The following is a 24,687-nucleotide window of genomic DNA, read 5'->3' as shown; positions in this document are numbered from 1 at the left end:
GCCATGAAAAGATTACTTAGCATAGAACTGCAAAAATTGTGGCTTAACCGTGCCGGCCGCATCCTTACCATATCGTATTTCGGAATACTTTCTCTTATAGCAATCACATTTAATTTAGAGTTTAGTGTATTAGGATTCCCTATTAACCTTGCCGAACAGGGCATTTTTAATTTTCCTTTTATATGGCATTTCATTAGTTATGTAGCTGTATACCTTAAGTTGTTTCTGGCCATTGTTATAGTTTCGCTTATGACTAATGAATATACTTATGGCACTCTAAAACAAAACCTCATAGATGGCCTTAGTAAAAAAGAATTTATGTTATCTAAGATAAGCACCATAGTATTCTTAACTGCCTGTTCTACTATTTTTATTTATATAATGGCATTAGTTTTAGGGCTCCGTTTCTCTTCATTTACAGAAATATCTATTATTTTCAGTGACCAAAAATATATTGTAGCATATTTCATTAACCTGCTTGCATTCTTTAGTTTCTGTCTATTTGCCGGTATTCTTGTAAAAAGATCTGCTTTTGCCTTAGGTTTCATAGCAATATGGTTCTTAGCAGAACGGATTTTATACGGATTTATGCGCTGGAAAATTTTCGATAAGGAAATCGCAGATAAAGTAATAGCATACTTCCCTTTAGAGTCTATAAGTAACTTACTACTTAATCCTTTTGACAGATTTAAAACAGTTAAGGCTATTAAAACCATGCAAGGAGATTTCAGTGAAACAGACTATACCCTGCACTGGTATAGCATAGTTATAGTAGCTATATGGACGGCTATTTTTATTTACTCGTCATACCGCATACTTAAAAAAAGGGATTTATAATCTCTTTTTTTAAGTTACTCACAACAGGCTGTTTCCGTAAAGGTTACAGCTTTTTTTATTTTCTGTTTAGAATAAATAAGTATATTTGAAAATGCCGACAAACAAAATATCCATACCCACACCCTGTCATGAAAAGCTGGATACTATGTCTCTTACAGATAAGGGCAGGTATTGTACTTCTTGCAGGAAAGAAGTCATAGATTTTACGAACATGTGCGACAGCGATGTACTGAAGGTTATTCGTGAAAATCCGGGAGGATGTGGCACTTTTTTGCCTTCGCAGCTTAACCGCAACCTGGAAGCACTTCCTAAAAAAGGCAGATGGCAGGCGGCAGCGATAGCCGTGGGTATGCTTTCCATTGCAAGCCCTGTAATGGCTCAGCAAAATATGGAACCTACAATACAAACCGAAGCCGCAAAAAGCCAGGACAGCAGCACAGATACCTCAACAAAAAATGAGCCTTTTACACTAAGAGGCATCGCAGTAGATGAGGAGGGAGAGCCACTTAAACATATAAAAGTGGCTGTTTTAAATGGTAAAACAACCTCTACAAACCGTAAAGGTGAATTTAAAATCAAAGTTGAAGACGGAGATTTACTTCTATTTTACTACAATCGCAGGATAGGAGCCACAATGGAAATAATATCGCGGATTACTACTGTAGTTACCATCCCTGTAAAAACGACAATGTACCAGCTTTCCGGACGTTATTTTTAGAAAAAACACTCCTGCTTCCCAACCTTTTGCCTGTAAATGTTATCCTTAATAAAAAGTGATAATTTTTACAGCATGAACCAGCACATACAAATATCCATCCCTACGCCCTGCCACGAAAACTGGGCAGCCATGACTCCTACCGAAAAAGGAAGGTTTTGTGCCGCCTGCCAAAAACAGGTAATAGATTTTACCAAGGCATCGGACAGGGAGATAGCAACAGCAGTAAAAAAAGACAGCACACTTTGCGGAAGGTTTAACGACAGCCAACTAAACCGCGAATTATGGTTGCCGCAATACAAGAGCAACCAGACAGGAGCGTTTTTTGCAGTGCTGTTTGGATTATTTACAATAGGTGTACAGGGACAAACACAAGCCAAAAAGAAACCCTTAACGTATAGCAAACCCACAACAAAGAAGCCACAGAAGCCTATTATAGAAATTAAAGGCAATGTAACCGATACCCTTAATATACCCCTGCAAAATGTAGCAGTACTGGTTAAAGGTAAAGCAAATGGCACGGTAACCGACAGTATGGGTAATTTTACCATAAAGGCACAAAAAGGCGATGTGCTTGTTTTTAACCTTGTGGGCTACGTAGACAATGAAATACAGGTGATAAATACGAATCCGGTTACCATGTCGTTAAAAGAAGATGAGGGTATCAATGTGAACAGCTATACCTCTCGTAGAGAGACAGTTTTTTTAGGTGGTGCCGTATCAGTAACCTCTGTAATCACAACGAAAAGGCGTACCTTCTTCGGGCGTATCTTTCATAAAATAGGTACAATATTCAGCAAAGATGAGTAAACGCATACAAATATCCATCCCTACGCCCTGCCATGAAAACTGGGCAGCCATGACACCCACTGAAAAAGGAAGGTTTTGTGCCGCCTGTCAAAAACAGGTAATAGATTTTACTAGGGCATCGGACAGGGAGATAGCCAAGGCTCTTGAAAAAACTGACAATGTCTGTGCAAGAATAAGTCCGACACAGAAGGACAGAGATTTAGCAATACCTCATCATAAAAAAAATCAGACCGCAGCTGTAATCGCTATAGCAGCGTTGTCATTGAGTCCAACGATAATATACGCTCAACAACCTACGCAAACACAGCAACAACAGGAAACAACTGAGCATGAGATAATGGGAAAAATAATGATTACGCCTCCAAACATGATTCAGGGTATAGTTATCGACGAATTTAATGAGCCCTTAGCTGGCGCAAGTATCATTGTAAAAGGAACAAATATAAGCACTGTAACAGACTTAGACGGTAAATTCAGTATACAGGCAAACAAGGGAACGGTTCTTGAAATCTCTTTTGTCGGATACGAAACTATAGAAACTACCGTAACGGGAAAAGATTTTGACAATCCTTTAAAACTAAACGGACATCCTGTTTTTATGGGTGAACTTGTAGTTGTTAAACAGCGTACCTTCTTCGGGCGTATCTTTCATAAAATAGGTACAATATTCAGTAAAGATGAGTAAACACATACAAATATCGATCCCCGCTCCTTGCCACGAGAACTGGGCAGCCATGACACCCACCGAAAAAGGAAGGTTTTGTGCCGCCTGCCAAAAACAGGTAATAGATTTTACAAAAGCATCGGACAGGGAGATTAATACAGCAATGAGACAGGATGCTGACCTTTGCGGGAGGTTTACTACTAACCAGCTAAATCGCGACCTTGCAATTACAAAAGAGAAAAGCACTGTATGGGCTGCAGCTAGTGCCTCTTTTATCAGTTTTTTGGTATTGGGCAGCAACAAGGCTATAGCACAGGGTTCGCCCATAAAAACTGAAACTTCACCTAAAGAAAAGGATGTGGCTAATGATACGGTACCAAAGGCCGCTGCTACCGATAGCATAAAGAATTTGCTATCAGGAACTATAGTCGACTCTATGGGATTGGGACTAGCCAACACGACTATTGAAAATACTAACAAAAAAACTAGAACATCTACTGATATGGATGGAAACTTTAGTATAAAAGTAGAATTTGGAGATGAAATAGTTATATCATTTGTGGGTTTTGTCAACCAGAAAATAATATATAGCGACCAACAAAACGTTTACATAAAAATGTATCTTGATCCTGTATTAGAAGAGAGTTTAATTTATGATACATATGGCAAGCCAGAATACAAAAGAACTTTGTTCGGGCGTATCTTTCATAAAATAGGGAACCTTTTCCGCTAAATAAAAACAGCCCCGCGAAAGCGGGGCTGTCCTTTTCTACCCAAATTAAATAATTATCACTATGGGGTTCTATCCCCGGTAACATTATTGTTATTATTACCTATAATCGTGTCTTTGTCAACAACAGTAGTGTCAGTAACAGGTGCAGAATACATTCCCTCCGGCGGTACCGAATCGGTTACCATACCACCGCTGTCGCTTTTGCTACCGGCAGGTTTGTCTTTACAGGACTGTAAAGTAAACGTACCGAAAACAAGTATCGCATAAACCGCTGCCGGGGTGGTTTTGTTCATGATGTATTCTTTTACCCGTTTACATATCATTGTACTATTTCGGTATTGAGTCTGTTACGGCAGGTACCGTGTCCATAGGTACTGTAGCCGTATCCACTACAGCGGCAGCCGTATCAGTAGGAGTGGTATCTGCGGCTTCACCTTCACCGCTTTTATTCGATTTACACGACATAATGCCCAGGCTTCCGGCCAGCATCATTATTAAAGCAAATTTCTTCATATTCAGTCTTTTATGGCTTTATTCAAAGTTAGGTGTATAAAATACGCTTATGTGCTAACGAAATCATAAATTACTGATAACAAACCCTTAAAGCTTTGCTAAAAAATCAATAATTGATAATAGTATGGCCTATTAACAAAATAAGGGTTGCCGTTATGGCAACCCTTATTTTGTATCTATATAGCTTTACAGATTATCAGCCTTTAAAACCTCCGTCTATATTATGGCTGGCTCCGGTTATATACCCTGCTTCAGGGCCTGCAAGAAAAGCGGCAAAGGCAGCAATTTCATCGGGTTGTGCATACCTGGCTATAGAAAGCTGTGTTTTCATATATTCGGCAAACGGGCCGTTTTCAGGATTCATGTCTGTGTTTACAGGGCCGGGCTGTATGTTGTTTATGGTAATTCCCTGTGGCCCCAGGTCGCGCGATAGTGCCATGGTAAGACCTTGTATGGCAGCTTTACTGGCGGCGTATATACTACCACCTTCAAAAGGCATGCGGGTAGCATTAGTACTTCCTATGTTAATAATACGCCCACCAACCGACATGTGTTTTACGGCCTCTTTAATTGCTACAAAAACCGAACGTACATTAATGTCAAAGGTTTTGTCGAAATCGGCTAACGAAAGCGTATCCAGCCCGCCTATAATAAGCGCCCCGGCATTGTTTACCAGAATGTCCAGTTTACCAAAGGTAGCTGCCACGGTGTCTACCGCTTTTTTTACAGCTTCTTCATCGGCTGCATTAGCCTGTATGGCCAGTGCCTTATGGTTTTGTGCTTCCAGTTCTGTTACAAGCTTATCGGCTTCTTCTTTGCCGGCTACATAAGTAAAGGCTACTGTGGCTCCCTCACTTGCAAGGCGTTTTACAATTGCTGCTCCTATACCGCGGCTACCACCTGTAACTAATGCGATTTTGTTTTCTAAAGTTTTCATAATACAAAAAGTTTAATTTTTAATGTTTCTTTTTTTTCGTCTAAAACTGCTTGCTTTTGACATTACAAAGTTGCAACAACGGGCCACCCTAAAGCATTGACAATGCGCAAAAAAAACCATTGACAAATGTCAATGGTTTCCATTATTCCGAACAGTAATGTTACAGGCGGATTATTTTTTAGCGCGGATGCGGCTCAATGTTTCCGGGGTAAGTCCTAAATACGAGGCTATCATGTGCTGCGGCACACGGCTTACCAATGACGGATAGGTTTTAATAAAATCATGGTATTTTTCTTCCGATGTATAACTTATATCGGCCTGTATACGGGTTTGCAGGGCTATAAAGCCTTTTTCTACGAGGCTGTGCCATAAATCGCCAAAGGCAGGTACCGCTTTATGCAACATCTCAAAATCTCCTTTAGATATAATTACAATCTCACAGTCTTCCAGCGCTTCTATATTATAGCGTGCAGGTGCTTCGTATACATAACTGTAGCGGTCTCCCGTCCACCAGTTTTCGGGGGTAAACTGTATTATGCGTTCCTGCCCTTTTTCGTCTACCCTGTAAGTACGCAGCAACCCCACCGATACAAAAGCGTTTTTTCGCCATATATCGCCCTCCTGTAGCAGGTATTGCCTGCGGCGCAGCTTCTTTACCCTGCACACGTTTTTTATAAGGTCTGTTTCCTCTTCGGTAATTTCTATCTTGTCTTTAAGATAGGCTATAAAATTATCTACCATAGGGTAAAGGTATTAAAATACTGTAATGCAATGCGTTTTAATGGCAAAATAGGCTGTATATCACTTTCTTAATCTAGTTCAATGCACACAAGTACAGTGTGGGGTAATTTTACACTATCAAAATGAAACAACAATTAATATAAAAAATTAAACATAATCATACCATGGAAAACAGGATATACGGCATACACCATATTACTGCGATAGCAGGAGATGCCAAAAGGAATTTTGATTTTTACAGCAATGTACTTGGCTTACGTTTCATAAAAAAAACAGTAAACTTTGACGATCCCGGAACCTACCACTTTTACTTTGGCGACGAAGTGGGCAGTGCAGGTACCATACTTACATTCTTCCCTTGGGGAAGTGGCATACCACAAGGACGCCGCGGCAGCGGAATGGCTACCGAAATAGGCTATTCTGTACCAAAAGGAAGCCTTGAAAAATGGGTAGAGCGCTTTGAAAAATACAATGTGATTTACAACAAGCCTGCCGAACGCTTTGGTCAACGCTATCTTACATTTGTAGACCCTGACGGACTAAAACTGGAACTGTATGAAGTGGAAACAGACGACCGCAAACCGTGGGAAACAGACGAGGTAAAAGCGGATATAGCAACAAGGGGATTTCATAATATTACCCTTACGCTAAACAGCATTACCGCCACTGCCACTGTACTTACCGATATTTTTGGTTACAAACTGATAGCCCAGGATGCTAACCGTTACCGCTACGCTACCGATGCTGTAAACGAAGCAGCCATAGTAGACCTTGTAGAACTTAAAGACGAAAAACGCGGCCATGTGGCAAACGGTATTGTACACCACGTAGCCTTCAGGGTGAAAAACGACGAGCAACTGCTGTACTTCCGCGAAAAAGTAGCAAACAGCGGGCTAAACATTACCCCGATGATAGACCGTAACTACTTCCACAGCTTGTACTTCAGGGAACCGGGAGGAGTGCTGTTTGAAATTGCTACCGATAACCCCGGATTTATGGTAGACGAAAAACTGGAAGACCTGGGCAAAGGCCTTAAACTTCCGGCACAATATGAAAACATCCGAGAGGATATAGAGGCTCATTTGGTCCCTATTAATGCTTAACAACAACACAACAGTTACCTGAACTGCCCCGCCCCGCGGGGCAGTTTCTATTTTAAGCAATACTTACCTTTCAAATTTTACACATCCTCAATTATAACCATTTCGTAACACCCCCGATTTGCGTATTTAACATTTTTGTAAGTGGATATTTCATAAATTTATATTAACTTAACATCGAAATTTAAGACCTGACCATGTCTAACATCAACCTTATTATAGAGGAAAGACCCGCAAGCATAGGTAACTTCCTTGTGGGGCGTTTATTACCCTTTAGGGAAAAACGTACCGTAGGGCCTTTTGCCTTTATAGACCACATGGGGCCTACCCTGCTTAGCGACCACGAAAACTTTGATGTAGGCCCACACCCGCACATTGGGCTTTCTACGCTTACCTATCTTTTTGAAGGTGCCATAATGCACCGCGACAGCCTGGGTACTGCTGTAGAAATTGTACCCGGCCAGGTAAACTGGATGACCGCCGGCAAAGGCATCGTACACTCTGAACGTACACCCGAACACCTGCGCCACAGCGATAAATCACTCCACGGGCTGCAAATATGGGTAGCCCTGCCAAAAGAACTGGAACAATGCGAACCTAACTTTGCCCACGTGGAAGGCGATGGCCTGCCAAAATGGGAGCAAGATGGTATACAATACACCCTTATAGCAGGTGAAGCCTTTGGCAAAAAATCGGAAGTACCCGTGTATAGCCCATTATACTATTTAGAGCTAAAAAGCACCGGAAAACAAAAAGCGGCATTTAATGGCAATCTGTACGGCGAAAGCGGCCTGTATATACTGGAAGGCAGCATAGAAGCCGAAGGGCACACCTTTGGGCCAAAACAGCTGTTAGTAGCCAAAGACAGTTTGCTGTGCGAATTTACAATGAACGAAAACACAACCCTTTACATATTTGGAGGAGACCCCTTACCGGAACCGCGCCACATCTACTGGAACTTTGTATCGAGCAATCCACAGCTTATAGAAGATGCCAAGGAACGCTGGCAGAAGCAGGAGTTTCCGAAAATAGAAGGAGAGCATGGTTTTGTGCCCCTGCCTGACCAGCACCCGGGGCTAAACTTAAAAAAGTAATTAATGCAGATAAAACACTCTGATAACGGAAAAAAAGGCATTTTCAGGGCTATAGAAAATGACAAGGAAGCCGGTATACTTACGTATTCCTGGAGTAGCCCCGAAACTTTTACCATAGAACATACCGTGGGCAACCCCGAATTTAAAGGTATAGGTACTACCCTACTGGATGCAGCGGTAGCCTTTGCCCGACAGAAAAATGTAAAAATTATACCCGAATGTCCGTTTGCGAAGAAAATGTTCGACCGCAGACCGGAAATTCAGGACGTATTAGCAGCTTAACCTATCTCTCTCCTCCCCAGGAATAAAATGAACAAAACTAAAACCATAGTATTTATTACAGGTGCCTTTGTATCTCATGACATTTGGGACGAATGGAAGGCATACTTCACCGCTAAGGGTTATACCACCCTGGCACCATCATGGCCCGGAAAAGAAGCATCTGCTGAAGCACCGGGAAATGACGTTAATTTTTCAAAATCAAACCTTAACGACATTATAGCTTATTATGAAAGCGTTATAATGTCTATGCCACAAAAGCCTATAGTTATAGGGCATTCTATAGGTGGGCTTATAGTACAGTCTCTGGTAAACCGGGATTTGGTAGCAGCTGGCATTGCCATTCACTCAACACCTCCTAAAGGGGTATTTTCTTTTGAGTGGTCGTTTCTAAAATCCATAATAAAGCCTCTGGGCTTATTCCCGTTTAGCAAAACCATTTATAAGATGAGTTTTAGCGACTGGAAATACACCTTTACTAACGGCTTTGATACCGAAGCACAGCAAAAATACTACGACAGGTATTGCATCGCTGAATCGAGGAAAATACTGCGCGACGCACTTTTCTCTGCTCCGAAAATGGATTTTAACAAGCATCATCCCCCGCTGTTGCTTACCACAGGCAGTAACGACCATATAGTACCACAATCTCTTGTTTACGAAAACTACATTAAGTACAACAAAAACCATTCGGTAACGCACTATCAGGCGTTTAGTAACCGTAGCCACCTGGTGCTGCGCCAGCCCGGATGGCAGGATGTGGCCGAATTTATACTTGCATGGCTGGAAATAAATATAAACGAAGAAGCTTAACTACCATAGTAGCTATTACTACCGTTTAAATACTATTTTGTAACTTGCCTAAAAATTACAGCCTTTTACAATGAAGAAATATATAGCCGCCACCCTAGCAATCGTACTATTATCGGCCTGCAAAAAAGAAGAGAAAAAAGGTACTGAGCAGGTTCCACCAGCTGCATTTGCTACCGAAATGGCCGCCGATGCCGGTCAGCTTATAGACGTGCGCATGCCCGTAGAATATAGCGAAGGGCATATAGAAGGTGCAAAAAACCTGCACATCTATGATAAAGACTTCCAGGAACGCCTGGACAGCCTTGATACCGGCGAAACCGTATATGTGTACTGCAAAGCAGGATCGCGTAGTGCCGAGGCCGTAAGCATACTGGAGCGCAAAGGCTTTAAACACATTGTAGAGCTTGAAGGCGGAATTGATGCCTGGAACGAAGCCGGAAAACCAGTGTCTAAATAAATGAATCCGCATACGCTAAATAGTATCCTTTCTGCATCTACCGGTATTTTACTGGTGGCCTGCCTGTGGCTATACCGCAGGTACAAAAAAGCTAAAAAAGTAAAAAAGGAAGTTGAAAAGCGCTTTGTAGAGCTGGAAACCAAGGCAAATAACCTTCAGCTGCAAACGCTGGAAAGCAGGCTGAATCCGCACCTGTTTAAAAACATCCTGAACAGTATACAAAGTCATGCGTATCAAACATACTTTGCTATGGACAAGCTGGGTAATGTACTGGATTATATTTTATACGAAAGCCAAAACCAGTTTGTAAGCCCGCGCGAGGAAATAGACTTTGCCCTGAACCTTATCGAAATAAACAAAATAAAGCTGAGTCCGCTGTTTTCCATCTCTGTAAAGAAAAAAATAGACGAGCTGGATGAGTTGTATGAAGAAAAAATACTGGCACCGCTTATTTCTATAGACCTTATTGAAAACGCTTTTAAGCACGCCGACCTGCAAAGCCCCGATGCTTTTATATCGGTAATCATAGAATTTAAAGACAATATTTTTTCGATAACCGTACAAAACAAAATTTCGGCAAAATCGGCTTTCCTTAAAGAGCACAGCGGCATAGGTGCCAGCACCTTGGAGCAAAGGCTAAAAATACTGTACAACAACTGCTATAAACTGGACCGCTATACCGAAGAAGATGTGTATGTAGCGCAACTAAAAATAAACCTCCTTGAACACAAAAATAAAATGCTTACTGCTTGATGACGAACTTCCTGGGCTAACACTGCTAAAAATGCTGTGCGAACAGCAACCCGAACTGGAAGTTATTAAAGCCTTTAACAGCCCGCTTACACTGCTGCAGGAAGCGCCTAACCTGGACTTCGACCTGCTGATAACCGACATAGAAATGCCGGGAATGAACGGCCTGCAGGTAGCAGATGCCCTTAAGGGTAAAGCCATTATTTTTACCACAGCCTATAAAAATTTTGCCGTAGACGCCTTTGACCGTGATGCCATAGACTATGTGGTAAAACCTGTAAAGGCCGACAGGCTGCAGCATGCCATACAAAAAGTAGCACAGTACCTTAGTGCCAATGCAACCGCTACTCCGCCCTCCGCTCCTAAACAAATACAGCTGAATACTGATAAAGGAAAAGCGCTGATAAGCACAGATAAGATTTTCTGCTTTATGACCAGTGATGTAGATAGCAGGGACAAAATACTGCTGCTGAGCGACAATACCCGAATGACGGTAAAAAACTTTTCGTTTGAAAAACTGCTGGATATGCTGCCACAGGAAGAATTTTGCCGCATTAATAAAAAAGCCATTATAGCCATAAAGCACGTACAGTTTTATACCCACGACCTGGTTACTGCCGATAAGCTGTTGCCCAGTGGTAGCCACTATACATTTCCGCTAAGTGAGATATACCGCAACGATTTTGTAAAAAAAGTAAGGGTTTAAAAGGCTTTTCAGACAATTTTAAGATTTCATTACAATTTTTCCCGAGTTTGCTGCAAAAAGATTTTTAGTAGTAGAGCAATTAAAAAAAGCGTTCTAATATTGTGCTGCTAAAAAACTATCATTGATGAAAAAATTTAGAAACAGTATTTTCTATACTGTGGTAATTGCGGTATTCTCAGCTCTTATATACTGGGCGTTAAAAAACGGCAAAACACTTGAAGCCAGCCGTATTATTACCGAAAAAACCAGTAAAAAAGACCAATGGGATAGTTTTTTAGACACGTTGTTTCATAACCTTTCGCATCCATTGGCATTGCTATTGGTGCAAATCATTACCATATTATTTGTAGCACGTATTTTTGCATGGATATGCAAAAAACTGGGACAGCCCACCGTTATAGGCGAAATGATAGCCGGTATTGTACTGGGGCCATCATTAGTAGGTACGTTTTTCCCGGAATACTCAGCCATGCTTTTTCCGCCCGAATCTATGGGCAACCTTCAGTTTCTGAGCCAGATAGGACTTATACTTTTCATGTACGTTATAGGCATGGAATTAGACCTCAACGTGCTTAGAAACAAAGCAAAAGACGCCGTAGTAATAAGCCATGCCAGCATAATAATCCCATTTACCTTCGGGCTTATCCTGGCTTATTTTGTATATAACAAGTTTGCCCCGCAAGGCGTAAGTTTCAGCTCTTTCGGGTTATTCCTCGGCATAGCCATGAGTATAACGGCATTCCCCGTACTGGCACGTATAGTACAGGAACGCGGCCTGCATCGTACGCGTATAGGCGCCATGGTTATTACCTGTGCCGCCGCCGATGATATTACCGCCTGGTGTATACTTGCTGCTGTAATAGCTATTGTAAAAGCCGGCTCATTTGTAAGTTCGTTATACATCATAGCCCTTTCGGTACTTTATGTTTTACTGATGCTGTTTGTAGTAAGGCCATTTCTTAAAAGGATTGGTGAGCTGTACCTGCACAAAGAAAACATAACAAAACAGGTAGTAGCCATATTTTTCCTTACCCTGCTAATATCGGCCTATACCACCGAGGTTATAGGTATACACGCCTTGTTTGGCGCATTTATGGCCGGTGCCATTATGCCCGAAAACATGAGGTTCCGCAGCATATTCATTGAAAAGGTAGAAGACGTAAGCCAGGTAATGCTGTTACCGTTGTTCTTTGTTTTTACGGGTCTACGCACACAAATAGGCCTGCTTGACGACCCCGAAATGTGGAAGGTTTGCGGCCTTATTATAGCCGTAGCGGTTACCGGTAAATTTATAGGAAGCGCCATAACGGCACGCTTTGTGGGGCAAAACTGGCGCGACAGCCTTACCATAGGTGCCCTTATGAATACCCGCGGGCTTATGGAACTGATAGTCTTAAACATAGGTTTTGACCTGGGTGTACTTTCTAAGGAAATATTTTCCATGATGGTTATTATGGCACTAACCACAACCTTTATGACCGGCCCACTGCTCGACATTATTGGCCTTATATTTAACCGTGGAAAAAATTACATCCCTACCGAAATTCGGCAGGCAAGCAGGTTTAAGGTACTGTTTTCCTTTGACAGCCCAGAAAGCGGAAAACCCCTGCTAAGACTGGCTCATGCCATGGTGGCAAAAATGAAAACCAATGCTATGGTTACTGCCATGCACGTACCACAAAGCAGCGAAATACACACCTTTAACCTTCAGGAATATGAGGAGGACGCCTTTAAACCCATTTTAGCCGAAGCCGAAGAACTGGGACAGCACGTTACCACGCTATTTAAAGCCACAAGTGATGTAGACAGTGATGTAGCCGTTGTAGCAAATAAGGGCGAATTCGACCTGGTATTAATTGACATAGGCCAGTCAATATTTGAAGGAACATTATTGGGTAAAATACTTGGATTTACCACCCGTATCATCAACCCCGAAAACCTGCTGAATACCGTTACCGGAAAGGAGAAACTATTTGAAAATTCTCCCTTTGACGATAAAACACAACAGATACTTACCAAAACGCAAACTCCGGTAGGGATATTTGTAGACAAAAACTTTACAGGAACCGACCGTATCCTACTGGTTCTTTTTGATGCTGAGGACGCTTTCCTTATAGAATATGCCCATAAGCTTATAGCCAATGCAGGATCGCAGGTTACCATACTGGACGCCGATGGTGCCATAAAAAACAACCCACAGATAAAAGAAAGCATCCGCAGTGTAGAACAGGTGGTACCAAACCACATACAACTGATAAGCAACAAGAAAATAGAGAAAGAGCTACTGCAAAGCAACGACCTGCTTATTATAAGCAAGGAAAGCTGGAAAAAACAGATAGAACTGGGTGCGGAATGGCTTAACGATACACCGTCGTTATTAATAATGAAGAAATAATAACCGTATTTATAGTAATCAAGGGCTGCCAATGGCAGCCCTTTGTACATAAAAAAATGAAAGCCCCACTCTAAAGCAGGGCCTCCAACCAAACAAAAAATTACTATTTATGATGTATGTAAAAAATATTATTGGTTTATAGCGTCGCCATTCCTCATTTCTTCGCTGGCTGCTTTCACAAGTTTTTGGTTTACTGTAAGGCTGTCGCTGTACACTTCTACCTTATCACCAAACTCCCTGCCTTTAACAACGGTAGTACGATGGTATTTATTATCCTTAACACCAATTACATAAATACCCTCAGCGCTGTTTACCACAGCCGATTTAGGTACTACAAATGTGCTGTCTTTAGCATTTAGCGGCAGTATTACCTGCGCCACCATACCCGGAAGCAATTTCTTATCGTTGTTTATTACATCCATTTCCACACGCTCAGAACGCAGCTTTAGGTCGAGCGCACCACTCATACGTTTAATTTTTCCGTTGAATGTTTTTCCGGGAAGCGAACCTACCGTAAAACTCAGGTTGTCACCATCCGAAAGGTAACCGGTATACGCCTCAGGAACCAGTACGGCAAGCCTAAGCTTGGCCTGGTCCTGTACGGTAAACAACGGCAGGTCGCTACCCTTGCCCTGCGGGCCTACATAAGCACCCGTATTTACATTACGCGCCGATACCACTCCGTCAAACGGGGCACGGATTTGCAGGTAACCCTGCATGGTTTGCAGTTCGCGCATGGTAGCCTTAGCCGCCTGAAACTGGGCATAGTCGCTGCTTTTTCGCGAAAGCGCTATATCCAGGTCGTTTTTAGAAATGGTTCCTTCTACCTTACTGGTTTCCAGCAGGCGGTTGTAGGTAGCATTGCTTGCCGTATACACCGCCTCAGCCGAATGCAGCCTGCTCTGTGCAGCTGCTATCTGCGAACTGATTTCAGGGGCTTCAAGCACTATAAGCAGTTGGCCTGCCTTAACCTGGCTGCCTATGTCTACCTTAAGTTCTTTTACATAACTGGCTACCTTGGCATACAGGTCTACCTGGCGGAAACCCTGTAATTCTGCCGGAAGGCGTATTTCGCTCGACAGTTTTTCCTTTTGAAGTTCAAAAGTTTCGGTTACTGTTTTTTCAGGTTCGGGTGCTGCAGTTTCTTCTTTCTTTTCTCCACAGCCGTATAGTAACAGCAGCGACAATGCTGCCGATGATAGTAAGGTGATCTTTTTCATATTATGATTGTGTAGGTACATAATGTTTGCTTTGTTCGTCTTCAGGGTCTAATGATGGACTTTGTGTAGTGGCTTTACCTTGCGCCCATGCAAAGATAACAGGTAATATAACCAGTACTGTAATGGTAGAAAACACAAGTCCGCCTATTACCGCGCGTCCCAGTGGCGAGGTTTGCTCACCGCTTTCGCCGTGGCCTATCGCCATAGGAAGCATACCCACCACCATGGCCACACTGGTCATTATAATTGGCCTAAGGCGTATAGAAGCTGCTTCGCGGGCTGCTTTAAGGGCATCGCCGCCATTTTCCTTGCGCAGGTGTTCGGCATTGGTTACAAGCAATACGGCATTGGCAATGGACACCCCGACTGACATGATGATACCCATGTACGATTGCAGGTTTAGCGTACTGCCGGTAGCTAATAACAATAGTATTGCCCCCAGTACCACCGCAGGTACCGCAGTAAGAATAACCAGCGACACACGGAACGACTGGAAGTTAGCCGACAGCATAAGGAAGATAACCACCACCGCTACCAGAAGCCCGCTTTCCAGGCTGCCCATGGTTTCGGTAAGTACCTTACTTAAACCTATAGGTTCTATAAACAATCCGCGTGGCAGTTCGCCCAGGCCGGCTATGGTTTTATTTACGTCTTTAACTGCCGTACCCAGGTCGGTATGGTCTATATTAGCCGTAACCGATATGTAAGGCATGGCACCAAGGTTGTCATTTTCGCCATGGGTATCGCCATAGGTAATAGAAGCTACATCTCCCAGTACCGGGCGTACCGAGTTTTTAAGCATCGGTATGCTGTTTATATCCTGCTCGGTACTCATTTTATCCAATGGTACCTGCACCTGAACGTTGTACGAAAGTCCGGCTTTCTCGTCTATCCAGGTATTTTTCTCAGTATAACGGGATGACGATGTACTGGCTATAAGCGAACGCGAAACATCGCTCATGTCTACACCTACCTGCGCTGCCTTTACCCTGTCTACGTTTATGTTAAGTGCCGGGTAATGTATAGGCTGTGCTATTTGTACATCGCGGAAATAATCCTTTTTGTTCAGCTGCGCAATAATCTTATTGGCATACTCTTCGTTCAGTTTCTTGTTTTTACCTGCAATACGTATTTCTACAGGCGTAGGCGAACCCTGGCTCAGTACCTTATCGGTAAGTTCTATAGGCTCAAACGAAAGTGTAAGCCCCGGCACTTCTTTACCTATGTTTTTGCGCAGCAGGTCTTTAAAGGCATCCATATCGGTGTGCATGTCTTTTAGCGCCACCTGGAACACTGCCTCATGAGGACCCGACATAAACATATAAATTGGCGAAACAGAATACAATGAAGGGTGGGTACCCACATAAACCGACGATATACCTATATGGTCTTTACCCGCCGTATTTTCTATTACCTTAAGTACTTTAAGAGCTTTCTCCTCGGTACGTTCCATCCTCGTACCCGAAGCAGCACGCATACGCAACTGAAACTGGCTGCTGTTTACCTTAGGGAACACATCCTGCCCTATTACGTTCAGCATTAATACCGCAAGCCCACTAATAACCAGCAGGTAGAGTATGGCTACAAACTTACGTTTAGGCAACAGCTTATCGATAAGCTTCATAAAACCAAGCCTGAACCTATCAAAGCCTTTTACCTTACCGTCTACGTCATAATCTTCGCGTTCGGCAAATTCATCCTTATGGATATAGTCTTTTTCATGTGGGCCATGACTTTCTTCATGCCCATGGCCTTTCATTATCCAGTTTGCCATAACGGGTACAAACGTCTGCGATAATAGGAATGAAATAACCATGGCAAAACCAATAGCCATAGCCAGTGGTAAAAACAGTGCACCCGGTATACCCGCCATAGTAAATGCCGGTGCAAATACCGCCAGTATACACAACAGGATAAGCAGCTTAGGCAGGGCTATTTCCTTACAGGCATGCCATATGGCCAATGCCTTGGGTTTACCCATATCCAGGTGCTGGTGAATGTTTTCTATGGTTACCGTACTTTCGTCTACAAGGATACCTATAGCAAGTGCAAGTCCGCTCAACGACATCAGGTTAATGGTTTGCCCAAACAATTTAAGGAATAACACACCTGATATTACCGAAATAGGTATGGTAAGGATAACGATAAGCGCAGCACGGCGGTCGCCCAGGAACAATATTACCATAAGCCCCGTAAGTATAGCGCCTATGGCACCTTCGGTAATAAGGCTCTTAACCGAGTTGATAACGTACACCGACTGGTCAAACTCGTATGAAATAGACACATCGGGTGGTAATGTGCTTTGTATCTTAGGCATATTTGCCTTCAGGTTTTTTACCACATCCCAGGTAGAAGCATCACCCGCCTTGGCAATACTTACATATACTGATCGTTTGCCGTTTACAAGGGCATAACCGTTAGTAATATCAGCACCGTCTTTAACCGATGCTACATCGCCCAGGTACAGGTTTTGCACGCCGCCTTTAAACAACGGTATTTTTTCAAAGTCCTTAACTTCCTTAATGGTGTTATTTGTAGGGGTTAGGTAGTTAATATCCCCCACCCTTACGTTACCCGATGGCGCCGTTTGGTTGTTAAGCCTTATAGCCTCTACAATCTGGTCGGGCGTAAGGTTATAGGCATTCAGCTTGGCCGGGTCTACGTTAATTTCTATGGTACGCGGGCTACCCCCAAATGGAGGTGGCGACAGCAACCCCGGAATATTGGTAAACGAAGCACGTACGTATACGTTTGCCAAATCCTGCAGTTCGTTATTGGTACGGCTTTTACTGCTTAGTACCAGCTGTCCTACCGGTAACGACGAGGCATCAAACCGGATAACAAACGGTGGCTGCGACCCCGGCGGAAATGCCGCCTGAATCCTGTTACTAAGTGCACTAAGCTCGGCAGCGGCCTGAGCCATGTCTGTACCTTCGTAGTAACTGATTTTCATCAGGGTAAGCCCCTGTATGTTTTTAGTCTCTATACTTTTTACACCGTTGGCAAAAAGCATAATGTTTACATAGTTCTTGGCAAAATAAGATTCCATCTGGTCTGGCGTATAACCACCAAACGGGTGCGCTATATATATAACCGGCAGGTTCATTTTAGGCAGGATGTCTACCTTAATATCCCTTATAGCTCCTATCCCGAAGAAAAAGAGCCCGGCTACCAGCACCAGTATCGATATGGGTTTGCGTAGCGCAAAACGTATTAAATTCATGGTAAGGTAATTACAGTTCGTTTATAAACAGGTTAATATCGCCCGATGCAGCAGCCTTAAGCAGCAGCGCCTGCCACACATTGGTATATATAACATCGCGGTCTGTTTCGGCGCGGTTTAGCGTATACAGTGCCTGGGTAACGTCTACAAGGTTAGTAAGGCCGTTCCTGTACAGGGTGGTACGCTGCACATAAGCCTGCTGGGCAGCACTTACCTGTCGCGGCGCCTCCTGATAGTTTTGCATTGCAAAACCTATACGGGCATTGGCAGCATCAAGCTGGGCTTTAAGCTGATTATCTACTGCCTTATATTCTTCCTGAAGCCCTTCGGTAATCAGCTTTTGTGCACTCACCTTTTTAGACGAACGCATAATATTAGTAAGGTTCCAGGTAACGCCTACACCGGCAAGATAGTTTTGACGGGTAGGGTTTATACCATCCCAATAGTTTTGGGTGTACGACGTTTGGTCGCTGGCATAGTTTGAATTAAAGCCCGAAGCACGCGTTTGGAATACACCAAACAGGCTAAATGTGGGCCAATATTCGCGGCTGAATGCCTTTTGCTGTTGTGCGCTGTAGTCTACTCGGCTTTTGTAAAACAGGCGTATGGGGTTCTGTTCCCCTGTTTCCGATTCTCCCGTAAGTATGGCCTTGGGTATACGTACCACCATGGTAGTATCGGCTGCAAAATCTTTTGGTTCTACCCCAAGGAGGCGTACCAGTTCGGCATTTTGCATTTTTACCTGCTCTTTAAGCTGGTTCAGTGAAATCTTGGCTCTTGATACCTCAGCAGAGGCAAGTGTAGAGTCTACGCCCGGCAGCAGGCCATTCTTTACACGTACTGCTGCATTTTTTTGCACAACAATTGTCCTGTCCAGGTTTTTTTGTTGCGAAATAACCAGTCGCTGGCTGGCAAGCAGGTTAAGGTAAGCACCTGCTATGCGCACTTTTTGCTGGAATTGTTCCTGCTCAAAGTCTTTTTGCTGGCGTTCGGCATCGGCCTTAGCCACATTAATACGTTGTTTGGTACGTCCAAAAGTGAAAAAATCCCAGTTGACGTTTACCAGGTAAAGCGCCCCAAAGGCAGCATTCCAGTTTTGTTCGGCCAGTGGCAGCCCCGATGAGGCCACACCAAGTCCGCCAAAACCGTACGCCGGGCCATTTTGTCCGTTTACGGTACCGTAATCCTGCTGGGCAGATAGATTGAGGTTTGGCAAATAGTCGCGTTTAACCTGCTTTACCGTTTCGTTAGAAGCCTGGGCGTATTTTTCCTTGGCTTTAACCAAACCGTAATTTGCCATTCCGGTATCTATAGCATCGCGCAGGGTAAGCGTTTGGCCATACGTATACATTACCGGAAGCAAAAAAAGCAGCATGATCTTTTTTGCGTGCATTGTAAATGATGTTTAAGTAAGGGTTTTGAAAAATCGTAGGGCAAAGGTAAGGAGGCATTTTTTTTAAACGGTCGTTTAATTCCGTTTAAATGATGAATTCAATTCGTCACGGAAAAGCACCATTGTTCCATAATATGTAGTTATTTTGTACTGATTTTAATTTGGCGATGAAACGTACCTTTACTAAAATAGTGGAAAACCCATGGTGGCAGGAACTCCTTATACTGGTGTTCTGCTTTATCCTTTTTACACTAAACGACTGGATCCTTATCCGTTCGTGGAAAGGCATGTGGAGCGGGTCGTTATACTTTTGTATGCTGTATGGCCACGCCCAGATAAACCGTTTTGTACTGCTGCCCCTGCTGGTAAAAAAACACAAACCCTGGCTGTACCTGCTGGCAAGCGCCGTACTTGTGGGTGTTTTTTCGGTAATAATGTACGAGGCTACCACCAACTGGATTTACCGAAACTGTTTCCTGTATAAAACATCGCAGCAAAAAAGCTATTGGTTCCAAACGGCTACACTGGTGGCTACGTTGGTATGCATCATATCGGTAACGCTGATTTTTAAATTCTATCGCGACCGTAAAAAACTGGACAGCGAAAAAATACTGTACAACCAGGCACAGCTGAACTCGCTGAAACAACAGCTGAACCCACACTTTTTATTCAATACGTTTAATACCCTGTACGGCATAAGCCTGCAGTTTCCGGACCGTACACCAAACCTGATTATGCACGTATCGCAACTGATGCGCTACCAGCTGGAAAGCAACGAGCGCAACTGCGTGCCACTGGACGACGAGGTAAACTTTTTGCAAAGCTATACCGAACTGGAAAAAGAACGCGTGGGCTACCGCTGCGATATTCAGTTTAATATTGATATAGACGACGAAGGCGCTTACAAAATACCTCCCATGCTGCTGATATGCTTTGTAGAAAACGCCTTTAAACACGGTACCAGCACTATAGAGCGCAGTTTTGTAGACGTATCCATGAAAGTGCGCGAGGGTAAAATGGATTTTTATGTAAAGAACTCCATGCCCGAGAAAAAGCCCGATGTGGTGAGTACCGGCATAGGGATGCGCAATACTACCGAACGCCTGAAGCTGCAATATGGTAATAACTACGTACTTGATGTAGAGGAAAATGGTATTTTTTCGGTACATTTACAATTACAGTTAAAACGCTTATGATGCCACAACAAACCATACGCTGTATAATTGTAGACGACGAACCCGCCGCACATTATGTATTGGCAAACTACATAAAGCAAGATGCTTTCCTGGAACTGGTGCACCAGTGTTATAACGGCGTGGAAGCCCTGGAATACCTGCAAAACAATACTATCGACCTTATGTTTCTGGATATAGACATGCCGGGCATAAGCGGAATGGACTTACTAAAAAAACTAAAACAGCGCCCCAAAACCGTACTTACTACTGCCTACAGCGAGTTTGCACTGGAAAGCTACGAATATGGCGTTATGGATTACCTGCTAAAACCTATTTTTCATCCCAGGTTTGTAAAATCGGTTAAGCGCTACCTGGAACTTTCCGATGCTTCTCCTGCCGAATTACAGGCCGAGGTAAAGGGTACCATAAGTGTAAAGGTAGACAGCGATACTGTAGAGATAGAACTGGCATCGATACTCTATGCGCAGAGCTACGGCAACTACGTAAAGATTTTTACGCAAAAGCGGTATTACCTTGCTACCATTACCACTAACGACCTGGAGCACCTGTTGCCCCCGGCTAACTTTATGAGGGCGCATAAATCGTTTATTATTGCCATAGATAAAGTAGACGAGGTACACCGCGACCATGTAGTTATAAAACGTACCGATATTCCTATTGGCATTACCTACAGGAGGGAGCTTGCAGAGAAACTGCAACGGTGAGTTATTTTAAATTTTGAATTAGCTGATAGCTAATGGCTAAAAGCTGATAGCTTAAATAAATAACCTAACAAACTAAAACAATTATGATTAAAGTAAACGCTTATGCGGCATATGATGCCACTACGCCATTACGGCCGTTTGATTTTGAAAGGCAAGACCTTGGTCCGCACCAGGTACAGATAGATATATTGTACAGTGGTGTATGCCACAGCGACATACACACTGCACGCAGCGAATGGGGCCCTGCCAAATACCCTGTAGTTCCGGGCCATGAAATTGTGGGTCGCATTGTAGCCATAGGCAGCGAAGTAACCAACTTTAAAGTAGGCGAACTTGCCGGTGTGGGCTGCTTTGTAGACTCGTGCCGTAAATGCCAGAGCTGCCTTGAAGGTGAAGAAAACTACTGCGAAGAAGGCATGACAGGTACCTACAACAGCTACGAGCGTGGTACTACCATACCTACGTATGGCGGTTACAGCACCAGCATTAGTGTAGACGAAGCTTATGCCCTGCACGTAAGCGATAAGCTTCCGCTGGAGGGAGTAGCACCGCTGCTATGTGCCGGTATTACTACCTACTCTCCGCTACGTCATCTTAAAGTAGGTAAAGGCCATAAGGTAGCCGTACTCGGACTTGGCGGCCTTGGACACATGGCTGTAAAATTTGCAGCATCATTTGGTGCCGAAGTTACCATGCTGAGCACCAGCCCGAGCAAAGAGGCCGATGCTAAATCACTGGGCGCACATAAGTTTGCGCTTATTACCGACCCGGCTACCCTTAAATCGCTTACTAACACCTTTGATGTTATTGTAAACACCATATCGGCACAGCACGAATATGCCACTTACCTGAACCTGCTTCGTAAAAACGGTACTATGGTGGTACTTGGCGTACCTCCTACTCCATCTACAGCGCCGGCAATGTCGTTAATAATGAAACGCCGCAGCATTATGGGCAGCCTTATAGGCGGTATTAAAGAAACCCAGGAAATGCTGGACTACTGTGCCGAGCACAACATTACGTCTGACGTAGAAGTAATAGACATGAGCTATATAAATGAAGCCTACGACCGTATGATGAAAAGCGACGTAAAATACCGCTTTGTTATTGATATGGCTTCTATGAAGAATTAATTTTATACGGCTGGCTGTTATTTTTAGCAACGACAATTACCCCAATAAAAACAGAAAGGCTGCCCATATGGGCAGCCTTTTGTATTATAAAACTCAGATACTGTTAGTATTTAATAAACTGTAGTGTCTGGCTGTTGTTGCTTCCGTTTAGTTTTACAAAGTAAACCCCGTTTGCAAAACCTGCTACGTTAACAGATTGCCTGCCTGCAGTAACAGCGCCATTACCCATTACCTGGCCCAGGCTGTTGTATATGGTATAGCTATCCGGCATATTTGTCATATTAGCAGGAATTTCAAAGTTAATCGTGGTATTAGCAGGGTTAGGGAACAACCTTACGCTGTTTAGCTTGTTGCTGTCTACACCGTTTACCTCCTCAAGTATACCAAAGGTTTTCGTTTCTCCTGAGCCGTAATCACCCCCCGTAGCCAGCTCTACGTTCTCGGCAGTTTTTATAAGATAGTACCCCTCACCTTCTGCACAGCAGATACCGTCGTTATATTCGTCGGTGATAGTAAAGGTATAGCATACATTTGGCTCTACGGTAATGGTTTGTACATCAAGATAGTTATCTTCATAAGGACCACCCGATAAAGAATATCCGTTACTGCCTGTAAGTGTCCAGGCTATTTCATCACCCCAGTCGTCTGCCTGAATGGTTAATGTAATCTGTTGTGTTATAGCAGTAACCGGGTCAGTAATAGAAAATGCTCTCGATTTAGTATCGTTTAATGCTGTTTGGTCACCACCACCGTTAACCGTAAGTATGTTTACATTTAGCATGTGGCTGCCCGCAACACCTTCCATAGGTATTTGAATTTCAGTTTCTTCACCCGGCGCTAAAGAGCCCGTCCATACATAGGTTAATGGTGTACCGTCTATATCATAATTAATATCGGCAGCTGTAAGCGTGCTGTTACCGGCATTGGCAAGGTTAAGGCGTATGGTGTAGTTAGTGCTGCATCCGGCAATATCTACTGCATTAATGTTCAGCGAGCCGTCGTTATCATACGTAATACCCGGCTGGCAACCTAATGAACTTGCCAGGGTAGACCTCCTTGGCGAGTTTTGTAATACCGCCTGCATACGCAGCTTTTGGTCTTGCGTAAAAATGTTCTGGCACATATCGTCAGTGTAGTCCATGTAGTTTTCTATCATGTCCAGTCCCGGGCTGTCCGGGCAGCTGTCGGTGCCGGCAACACAGCCTGAGTTAGCATCTGCTGCTACCGGGGTATCTTCACAATAGTCGTCTACATCGCAGTCACCGTCACCCCATATATGCCTAAGTCCGAAAAAGTGTCCTATTTCGTGCGAAGCTGTGCGCCCCAGGTTCCTCGTTTCATCATATGTTCCTTCAGGATATATCTGGTGCGAACCGAAAAACATGCTTCCTATTACTACCCCGTCTGCATCTGCTTCAGTGCTAAGGCCGTCAAGGCCATCAAGGCCAGACATTGTAGGGAAAGCAGAATACCCTGCCAGTGGCAACTGTACACCAAACACTTCAACGTATATATCTTTTACCACCCATATATTAAGGTATTGTTCCGGATCCCAAATCGTAGCCGGTTTTATGGTAGTGTCCATCTCGGTCATTTCAAAACCATTTGCATCACCCATATTGTAGCGCACAATACCTGTAGTGGCAAGGCCGTTCGGGTCGCGCTGGGCAAGGCAAAACTGTATTTCCATATCAGCACCCACAGGGTTATCGTTCCACCCGTTAGTTCCCTCCTGGCGGCTGTAATCCTGGTTAAGTACTGTAATTTGCGATTGTATTTGCGCCGCGCTAATGTTTTCTCCGGTGCCTACAGCATCTCCGTCGTGTATTACGTGTACTACTACCGGAATAGTAACTACAGTATTTGTATTTAGCGTTGATTTAGATGCAGCATTTCGGGCTTTAAGGTCGGCTACCTTTCCGGCAAGCCAGCTTTCAAACTGCTGGTCATTGTATTTTCCGTTTGTAGCTGCATTAAGGCGTTCTGTGTGTACCGTGGTACCACAATGGTTTGCATAGTTAGGTATGGCAGTGTGCTTTACTTTGGTTTGTTTTTGTTGGGCAGAGGCACCAAGTGTTACTAAACCGGCAGCAACAACCATCCATGAGCGTAAGGTAATTTTTTTCATGGGGCGATTGGCAATAATTGATTATAAATGTTTTATCAGGTCCTTTGCTGCAAATATCATTCAATATTTGTAAAAGTCAAATTTTGTAGGAAAAAAAATTAAAAAAAGCCGCACTAAACAGTGCAGCTTCAGCATATTACAACTTT

Annotated in this window: 24 protein-coding genes; 16 read left to right on the top strand and 8 right to left on the bottom strand. The window is 43.5% G+C overall.

The features are described 5' to 3' along the window. Nucleotides 1–3: 3 nt before the first annotated feature. From ACLI1A_RS07940 to ACLI1A_RS07920, 5 genes are all read left to right on the top strand, one after another. Nucleotides 4–837, top strand: a complete 834-nt coding sequence (locus ACLI1A_RS07940; RefSeq protein WP_411407894.1) for an ABC transporter permease — start codon at nucleotides 4–6, stop codon at nucleotides 835–837. A 91-nt stretch (nucleotides 838–928) separates the two neighbouring features. Beyond that, nucleotides 929–1,555, top strand: coding sequence for a hypothetical protein (locus ACLI1A_RS07935; protein ID WP_411407892.1), 627 nt, complete (start codon nucleotides 929–931; stop codon nucleotides 1,553–1,555). 72 nt (nucleotides 1,556–1,627) lie between these two features. After that, nucleotides 1,628–2,362 (top strand): carboxypeptidase-like regulatory domain-containing protein, encoded by a 735-nt coding sequence (locus ACLI1A_RS07930; RefSeq protein WP_411407890.1) that lies wholly within the window; start codon nucleotides 1,628–1,630, stop codon nucleotides 2,360–2,362. A 49-nt stretch (nucleotides 2,363–2,411) separates the two neighbouring features. After that, entirely contained in the window at nucleotides 2,412–3,047 is a 636-nt protein-coding gene (locus ACLI1A_RS07925) for a carboxypeptidase-like regulatory domain-containing protein (RefSeq protein ID WP_411407888.1), read from the top strand. 49 nt (nucleotides 3,048–3,096) lie between these two features. Continuing rightward, nucleotides 3,097–3,759 (top strand): carboxypeptidase-like regulatory domain-containing protein, encoded by a 663-nt coding sequence (locus ACLI1A_RS07920; RefSeq protein ID WP_411407886.1) that lies wholly within the window; start codon nucleotides 3,097–3,099, stop codon nucleotides 3,757–3,759. A gap of 59 nt (nucleotides 3,760–3,818) precedes the next feature. Here ACLI1A_RS07920 and ACLI1A_RS07915 read toward each other — a convergent pair whose 3' ends face one another. From ACLI1A_RS07915 to ACLI1A_RS07900, 4 genes are all read right to left on the bottom strand, one after another. Continuing rightward, on the bottom strand, nucleotides 3,819–4,052 hold the full coding sequence (locus ACLI1A_RS07915; RefSeq protein ID WP_411407884.1) for a hypothetical protein: 234 nt from the start codon (nucleotides 4,050–4,052) through the stop codon (nucleotides 3,819–3,821). Nucleotides 4,053–4,086: 34 nt separating this feature from the next. Then, nucleotides 4,087–4,272, bottom strand: coding sequence for a hypothetical protein (locus tag ACLI1A_RS07910; RefSeq protein WP_411407882.1), 186 nt, complete (start codon nucleotides 4,270–4,272; stop codon nucleotides 4,087–4,089). A 196-nt stretch (nucleotides 4,273–4,468) separates the two neighbouring features. Continuing rightward, nucleotides 4,469–5,209 carry an SDR family oxidoreductase gene (locus ACLI1A_RS07905; protein ID WP_411407880.1) on the bottom strand — a complete coding sequence of 247 codons (741 nt, stop codon included), beginning with the start codon at nucleotides 5,207–5,209 and terminating at the stop codon, nucleotides 4,469–4,471. A gap of 171 nt (nucleotides 5,210–5,380) precedes the next feature. Beyond that, entirely contained in the window at nucleotides 5,381–5,950 is a 570-nt protein-coding gene (locus tag ACLI1A_RS07900; protein ID WP_411407878.1) for a Crp/Fnr family transcriptional regulator, read from the bottom strand. Between the two features lie 164 nt (nucleotides 5,951–6,114). Here ACLI1A_RS07900 and ACLI1A_RS07895 point away from each other — a divergent pair, with 164 nt between their 5' ends. The 8 genes from ACLI1A_RS07895 to ACLI1A_RS07860 all read left to right on the top strand — a co-directional run bounded on the left by ACLI1A_RS07895 (nucleotide 6,115) and on the right by ACLI1A_RS07860 (nucleotide 13,544). Next, nucleotides 6,115–7,053 carry a ring-cleaving dioxygenase gene (locus ACLI1A_RS07895; RefSeq protein WP_411407876.1) on the top strand — a complete coding sequence of 313 codons (939 nt, stop codon included), beginning with the start codon at nucleotides 6,115–6,117 and terminating at the stop codon, nucleotides 7,051–7,053. A gap of 194 nt (nucleotides 7,054–7,247) precedes the next feature. After that, nucleotides 7,248–8,144 carry a pirin family protein gene (locus ACLI1A_RS07890; RefSeq protein WP_411407874.1) on the top strand — a complete coding sequence of 299 codons (897 nt, stop codon included), beginning with the start codon at nucleotides 7,248–7,250 and terminating at the stop codon, nucleotides 8,142–8,144. Between the two features lie 3 nt (nucleotides 8,145–8,147). Further along, nucleotides 8,148–8,426: a GNAT family N-acetyltransferase gene (locus ACLI1A_RS07885; RefSeq protein ID WP_411407872.1), complete on the top strand. Its 279-nt coding sequence runs from the start codon at nucleotides 8,148–8,150 to the stop codon at nucleotides 8,424–8,426. A 27-nt stretch (nucleotides 8,427–8,453) separates the two neighbouring features. Then, the gene (locus ACLI1A_RS07880) at nucleotides 8,454–9,236 is read left to right on the top strand and encodes an alpha/beta hydrolase (RefSeq protein WP_411407870.1); all 783 of its coding nucleotides are present in this window, start codon (nucleotides 8,454–8,456) and stop codon (nucleotides 9,234–9,236) included. A gap of 70 nt (nucleotides 9,237–9,306) precedes the next feature. Then, on the top strand, nucleotides 9,307–9,693 hold the full coding sequence (locus ACLI1A_RS07875; protein WP_411407868.1) for a rhodanese-like domain-containing protein: 387 nt from the start codon (nucleotides 9,307–9,309) through the stop codon (nucleotides 9,691–9,693). Next, on the top strand, nucleotides 9,694–10,446 hold the full coding sequence (locus tag ACLI1A_RS07870) for a sensor histidine kinase (RefSeq protein ID WP_411407866.1): 753 nt from the start codon (nucleotides 9,694–9,696) through the stop codon (nucleotides 10,444–10,446). It abuts the gene before it with no gap. Next, complete coding sequence (locus tag ACLI1A_RS07865) at nucleotides 10,415–11,149, top strand: LytR/AlgR family response regulator transcription factor (protein WP_411407864.1); 735 nt, start codon at nucleotides 10,415–10,417, stop codon at nucleotides 11,147–11,149. The genes ACLI1A_RS07870 and ACLI1A_RS07865 overlap by 32 nt, the downstream gene beginning before the upstream one ends. A gap of 124 nt (nucleotides 11,150–11,273) precedes the next feature. Next, nucleotides 11,274–13,544 (top strand): cation:proton antiporter, encoded by a 2,271-nt coding sequence (locus tag ACLI1A_RS07860; RefSeq protein ID WP_411407862.1) that lies wholly within the window; start codon nucleotides 11,274–11,276, stop codon nucleotides 13,542–13,544. 128 nt (nucleotides 13,545–13,672) lie between these two features. On the opposite strand, the gene ACLI1A_RS07855 is transcribed toward ACLI1A_RS07860, so the two are convergent. Genes ACLI1A_RS07855 through ACLI1A_RS07845 form a run of 3 tightly spaced genes read right to left on the bottom strand, consistent with a single transcriptional unit; the run spans nucleotide 13,673 to nucleotide 19,380 of the window. Beyond that, nucleotides 13,673–14,764: an efflux RND transporter periplasmic adaptor subunit gene (locus ACLI1A_RS07855; RefSeq protein WP_411407860.1), complete on the bottom strand. Its 1,092-nt coding sequence runs from the start codon at nucleotides 14,762–14,764 to the stop codon at nucleotides 13,673–13,675. Nucleotide 14,765: 1 nt separating this feature from the next. Then, on the bottom strand, nucleotides 14,766–17,987 hold the full coding sequence (locus tag ACLI1A_RS07850) for an efflux RND transporter permease subunit (protein ID WP_411407858.1): 3,222 nt from the start codon (nucleotides 17,985–17,987) through the stop codon (nucleotides 14,766–14,768). Nucleotides 17,988–17,997: 10 nt separating this feature from the next. After that, on the bottom strand, nucleotides 17,998–19,380 hold the full coding sequence (locus tag ACLI1A_RS07845; RefSeq protein ID WP_411407856.1) for a TolC family protein: 1,383 nt from the start codon (nucleotides 19,378–19,380) through the stop codon (nucleotides 17,998–18,000). A gap of 167 nt (nucleotides 19,381–19,547) precedes the next feature. Between ACLI1A_RS07845 and ACLI1A_RS07840 the strand changes: the two genes are divergently transcribed. From ACLI1A_RS07840 to ACLI1A_RS07830, 3 genes are all read left to right on the top strand, one after another. Continuing rightward, entirely contained in the window at nucleotides 19,548–20,576 is a 1,029-nt protein-coding gene (locus ACLI1A_RS07840; protein WP_411407854.1) for a sensor histidine kinase, read from the top strand. Beyond that, a complete protein-coding gene (locus ACLI1A_RS07835) occupies nucleotides 20,573–21,280 on the top strand; it encodes a LytR/AlgR family response regulator transcription factor (RefSeq protein ID WP_411407852.1) in 708 nt (235 codons plus the stop codon). The genes ACLI1A_RS07840 and ACLI1A_RS07835 overlap by 4 nt, the downstream gene beginning before the upstream one ends. 83 nt (nucleotides 21,281–21,363) lie before the next feature. Further along, nucleotides 21,364–22,413 (top strand): NAD(P)-dependent alcohol dehydrogenase, encoded by a 1,050-nt coding sequence (locus tag ACLI1A_RS07830; RefSeq protein ID WP_411407850.1) that lies wholly within the window; start codon nucleotides 21,364–21,366, stop codon nucleotides 22,411–22,413. A gap of 103 nt (nucleotides 22,414–22,516) precedes the next feature. On the opposite strand, the gene ACLI1A_RS07825 is transcribed toward ACLI1A_RS07830, so the two are convergent. Then, nucleotides 22,517–24,541: a M43 family zinc metalloprotease gene (locus ACLI1A_RS07825; RefSeq protein ID WP_411407848.1), complete on the bottom strand. Its 2,025-nt coding sequence runs from the start codon at nucleotides 24,539–24,541 to the stop codon at nucleotides 22,517–22,519. Nucleotides 24,542–24,687: the final 146 nt, after the last annotated feature.

The organism is Flavobacterium sp. RHBU_3 (assembly GCF_046613565.1).
Classification (GTDB): Bacteria; Bacteroidota; Bacteroidia; order Flavobacteriales; family Flavobacteriaceae; genus Flavobacterium.
Note: the sequence above shows the minus strand (reverse complement) of the source record. Positions and strands in the feature narration are given on the sequence as shown.

Bases quoted from the DNA above. Each gene is read 5' to 3' on its own strand.
- ACLI1A_RS07840 (WP_411407854.1), top strand. From the start codon at position 19,548: ATGAAACGTACCTTTACTAAAATAGTGGAAAACCCATGGTGGCAGGAA.
- ACLI1A_RS07900 (WP_411407878.1), bottom strand. From the start codon at position 5,950: ATGGTAGATAATTTTATAGCCTATCTTAAAGACAAGATAGAAATTACC.
- ACLI1A_RS07825 (WP_411407848.1), bottom strand. From the start codon at position 24,541: ATGAAAAAAATTACCTTACGCTCATGGATGGTTGTTGCTGCCGGTTTA.
- ACLI1A_RS07855 (WP_411407860.1), bottom strand. From the start codon at position 14,764: ATGAAAAAGATCACCTTACTATCATCGGCAGCATTGTCGCTGCTGTTA.
- ACLI1A_RS07915 (WP_411407884.1), bottom strand. From the start codon at position 4,052: ATGAACAAAACCACCCCGGCAGCGGTTTATGCGATACTTGTTTTCGGT.
- ACLI1A_RS07830 (WP_411407850.1), top strand. From the start codon at position 21,364: ATGATTAAAGTAAACGCTTATGCGGCATATGATGCCACTACGCCATTA.
- ACLI1A_RS07890 (WP_411407874.1), top strand. From the start codon at position 7,248: ATGTCTAACATCAACCTTATTATAGAGGAAAGACCCGCAAGCATAGGT.
- ACLI1A_RS07920 (WP_411407886.1), top strand. From the start codon at position 3,097: ATGACACCCACCGAAAAAGGAAGGTTTTGTGCCGCCTGCCAAAAACAG.
- ACLI1A_RS07835 (WP_411407852.1), top strand. From the start codon at position 20,573: ATGATGCCACAACAAACCATACGCTGTATAATTGTAGACGACGAACCC.
- ACLI1A_RS07910 (WP_411407882.1), bottom strand. From the start codon at position 4,272: ATGAAGAAATTTGCTTTAATAATGATGCTGGCCGGAAGCCTGGGCATT.
- ACLI1A_RS07905 (WP_411407880.1), bottom strand. From the start codon at position 5,209: ATGAAAACTTTAGAAAACAAAATCGCATTAGTTACAGGTGGTAGCCGC.
- ACLI1A_RS07875 (WP_411407868.1), top strand. From the start codon at position 9,307: ATGAAGAAATATATAGCCGCCACCCTAGCAATCGTACTATTATCGGCC.
- ACLI1A_RS07940 (WP_411407894.1), top strand. From the start codon at position 4: ATGAAAAGATTACTTAGCATAGAACTGCAAAAATTGTGGCTTAACCGT.
- ACLI1A_RS07860 (WP_411407862.1), top strand. From the start codon at position 11,274: ATGAAAAAATTTAGAAACAGTATTTTCTATACTGTGGTAATTGCGGTA.
- ACLI1A_RS07880 (WP_411407870.1), top strand. From the start codon at position 8,454: ATGAACAAAACTAAAACCATAGTATTTATTACAGGTGCCTTTGTATCT.
- ACLI1A_RS07925 (WP_411407888.1), top strand. From the start codon at position 2,412: ATGACACCCACTGAAAAAGGAAGGTTTTGTGCCGCCTGTCAAAAACAG.
- ACLI1A_RS07845 (WP_411407856.1), bottom strand. From the start codon at position 19,380: ATGCACGCAAAAAAGATCATGCTGCTTTTTTTGCTTCCGGTAATGTAT.
- ACLI1A_RS07935 (WP_411407892.1), top strand. From the start codon at position 929: ATGCCGACAAACAAAATATCCATACCCACACCCTGTCATGAAAAGCTG.
- ACLI1A_RS07885 (WP_411407872.1), top strand. From the start codon at position 8,148: ATGCAGATAAAACACTCTGATAACGGAAAAAAAGGCATTTTCAGGGCT.
- ACLI1A_RS07930 (WP_411407890.1), top strand. From the start codon at position 1,628: ATGAACCAGCACATACAAATATCCATCCCTACGCCCTGCCACGAAAAC.
- ACLI1A_RS07850 (WP_411407858.1), bottom strand. From the start codon at position 17,987: ATGAATTTAATACGTTTTGCGCTACGCAAACCCATATCGATACTGGTG.
- ACLI1A_RS07870 (WP_411407866.1), top strand. From the start codon at position 9,694: ATGAATCCGCATACGCTAAATAGTATCCTTTCTGCATCTACCGGTATT.
- ACLI1A_RS07895 (WP_411407876.1), top strand. From the start codon at position 6,115: ATGGAAAACAGGATATACGGCATACACCATATTACTGCGATAGCAGGA.